Origin of the sequence: Occallatibacter sp., assembly GCF_049802275.1 — a bacterium.
Classification (GTDB): domain Bacteria; phylum Acidobacteriota; class Terriglobia; order Terriglobales; family Acidobacteriaceae; genus Telmatobacter.
In genome coordinates, this window is record NZ_JBARMD010000652.1 from 1 (window position 1) to 2504 (window position 2504).

3 protein-coding genes and 1 pseudogene are annotated in these 2504 nt (G+C 56.0%); 2 read left to right on the plus strand and 2 right to left on the minus strand.

Annotation, left to right across the window (positions count from 1 at the left end; translation table 11 throughout):
* Together WA354_RS21855 and WA354_RS21860 are read left to right on the plus strand one after the other, a co-directional pair.
* Nucleotides 1-242: pseudogene (locus WA354_RS21855) on the plus strand (FAD-binding protein); the annotation flags it as partial.
* Nucleotides 235-987 carry an SDR family oxidoreductase gene (locus tag WA354_RS21860; RefSeq protein ID WP_472815139.1) on the plus strand — a complete coding sequence of 251 codons (753 nt, stop codon included), beginning with the start codon at nt 235-237 and terminating at the stop codon, nt 985-987. The pseudogene WA354_RS21855 and the gene WA354_RS21860, both read left to right, overlap by 8 nt.
* On the opposite strand, the gene WA354_RS21865 is transcribed toward WA354_RS21860, so the two are convergent.
* Both WA354_RS21865 and WA354_RS21870 read right to left on the minus strand, forming a co-directional pair.
* Nucleotides 977-2296 (minus strand): hypothetical protein, encoded by a 1320-nt coding sequence (locus WA354_RS21865; RefSeq protein ID WP_472815140.1) that lies wholly within the window; start codon nt 2294-2296, stop codon nt 977-979. The two genes, WA354_RS21860 and WA354_RS21865, sit on opposite strands and share 11 nt — an antisense overlap.
* Before the next feature lie 12 nt (nt 2297-2308).
* On the minus strand, nt 2309-2504 hold a 196-nt coding region (locus WA354_RS21870), incomplete at its 5' end, for a hypothetical protein (protein ID WP_472815141.1).

Sequence of the window (2504 nt, forward strand, 5' to 3'; positions counted from 1 at the left end):
TCCCGCATCCGGGCATCACACTTGCCCTCGATTTCCCTGTGGGTCGCGGGGCAAGTTTCGCCCTGCTCCATCGCCTCGGCTCGATCACTCTGGAGCACGGCGGCCGCATGTATCCTGCAAAAGACGCGCTGATGACACCCCACCAGTTTCAAACCTTCTATCCTCAGTGGGAAGAGTTCGCACACTACATCGATCCGGCATTCAGTTCCGCTTTCTGGCAACGAGTCACAGCCCATGTCTAAACCGCTGCCTCACCGCATCCTCATTCTCGGTGCGACCTCCGCCATTGCTGCTGCGGTCGCCCGTGAACTTCTGTCGCCCCTCTCCGAATTCTTTCTGGTGGCTCGCAGCGCTGAGAAACTCGATACGATTCGAAAGGATCTGTTGACACGCGGCGCCGCCGGCGTCACCACGTATGTCCTCGACCTCGATAACACTGCCGCGCACGAGCAGATGTTCTCCGCGGCATTAGACGTTCTGGGCTCGATCGATCTCGCCCTCATCGCTCACGGAGTTCTTGGTAATCAGGATCAGGCACAAACCAGTTCCTCAGCCGCGGAGGCGATTCTCCACACCAACTTTATTTCCACCGTCTCGCTCATTACGTGGCTGGCCAACTATTTCGAAAATGCTCACCAGGGCACGTTGGCGGTCATCACTTCCGTGGCCGGCGATCGCGGCCGCAAGAGCAACTACGTGTATGGCGCATCCAAGGGAGCGCTCAACATCTTTCTCGATGGAGTACGCAATCGCATTGATCGAGCGGGTGTTCAGGTTCTCACCATCCGCCCCGGCTTCGTCTCCACCCCCATGACCGCGCACCTGCCGCAAGGCCCTCTCTTCGCGGCGCCCGCACAGGTCGCCAAAGGCATTGTGAAAGCGATCGAAGACCGCAAGGACGTGATCTACGTCCCAGGATTCTGGCGGCCCATCATGTTCATCATTCGCAGCGTTCCGGAGTTCCTGTTCAAGAAACTCAACCTCTAGCGACCGCGGCCTGCTCTTCCCGCGCCATTGGAGCCGCTGCCGGCCTCCGCACAGCACGCAAGAGACCCCATGCCAGTCCCATATAGCTCCCCACCAGCAACACTTGCATCGCCATCATGAGCCACGCCTTCAGACTGCCTGAAAGCAAAAGCGCATGCAGCGCAGGGGCCGCTTCCCGATTTAGCGGCCAGTACCAGAAGCTGGCAATCGGCAGCGACAGCCAGGATAGGAGCGTATACAGGATGCTCATGGTTCGTTTGCCCCGATCCGCATCAAATGCAGCAAACGCACAAAGCAGGAAGAAACACATAGCCAGATAGGACGTATCCGACTTCTTGTTCATGATCAAAAAAGTGAGAAGAATAAGCTGCGCCCCCAACCCGGTCGCCCATAGCCTTGTCGACTCGTCTATTGCATTCAGTTGAGCCCTGATCGTGACAACAAGCACAGCCCCCACCGCAATAAGCAATATCAGGCTCAGCACAATTCCCGGCAGGTTGTGTCCTGTCAGGGCTCCAATCACATATGGCAGGTTCTGCGGGGTTACGAACTTGCCCTCTCTGCGCGCACTCGCGGTCACGTCTGCCCTGGCCAGAATAAAGCCTCCGTACACAACCAGAGTCGGCACCGCGACGCTCACCAGCCATGTGACACGCTTGCGTGCCGCGACGAAGAATGTCGGCACAAACATCACCGGAAGAAATTTCACCAGGATCCACGTGAGGCTCAACGACAGCCCTGCGACAATCTCCCGCCTCGCGATTGCACAGAATGCAATTCCAAGTAAGAGCGCGATCAATCCCTGGTTTTTGCCGTCAATGCAAATCTCCCAGGCCACCAGCGGTTGCAGGAGATAAAGCAGCGCTGCTTTCCGCACCGTCATCTCGCCCATGAACCGGCGCAGAAAACGTATCCAGAAGGGAATAGAAAGAATGTCGCAGACCATTTGAAAGACCAGGATCGAAAGCGCTGAATCGCGCACCCTCAGCAAGAGCGCGTCGAGATATGGATTAAGGGGAGCGTAACTCGACGGAAAGTCCCGGTAGGGAAACAGGCCATGCATCACCGCATGCGCCTCCGGTACGTAGCCAAAAATCAAATCGGCCCACGGCCTTTGATGCAGAACAAAGAACGTGACGAAAAAGAACAGGAAATGGCAGGTGGCATAGAACGTAATAAGATACAAATCGAACTGCCGTTTGGTCCATTCCGCCAGCTTTCCTGAAATCTTCCAGCGTGCCACCAGAAGACTCAAAATCGCCAGCAGTCCGCCAAATATAAAGCGAAGTAGAAGATTGCGGAACGCCATCGTTCTTTTACCTTACCATTCATCCAATTTGATTTGAACCGCGTCCAGGCCAGCAAGGAATAGCTCTTGGCGAGACTTCACAGCGGCACCATCAGATGCACCCGCGGCCAAAGAAAGAACTGGGCATTCTCCATTCGGAATTGTGTCACAGATGCAGAAAACCCGGCAGTTCGCCGGGTTTTGCATCAGGCATCTTTCCTTTGCACAG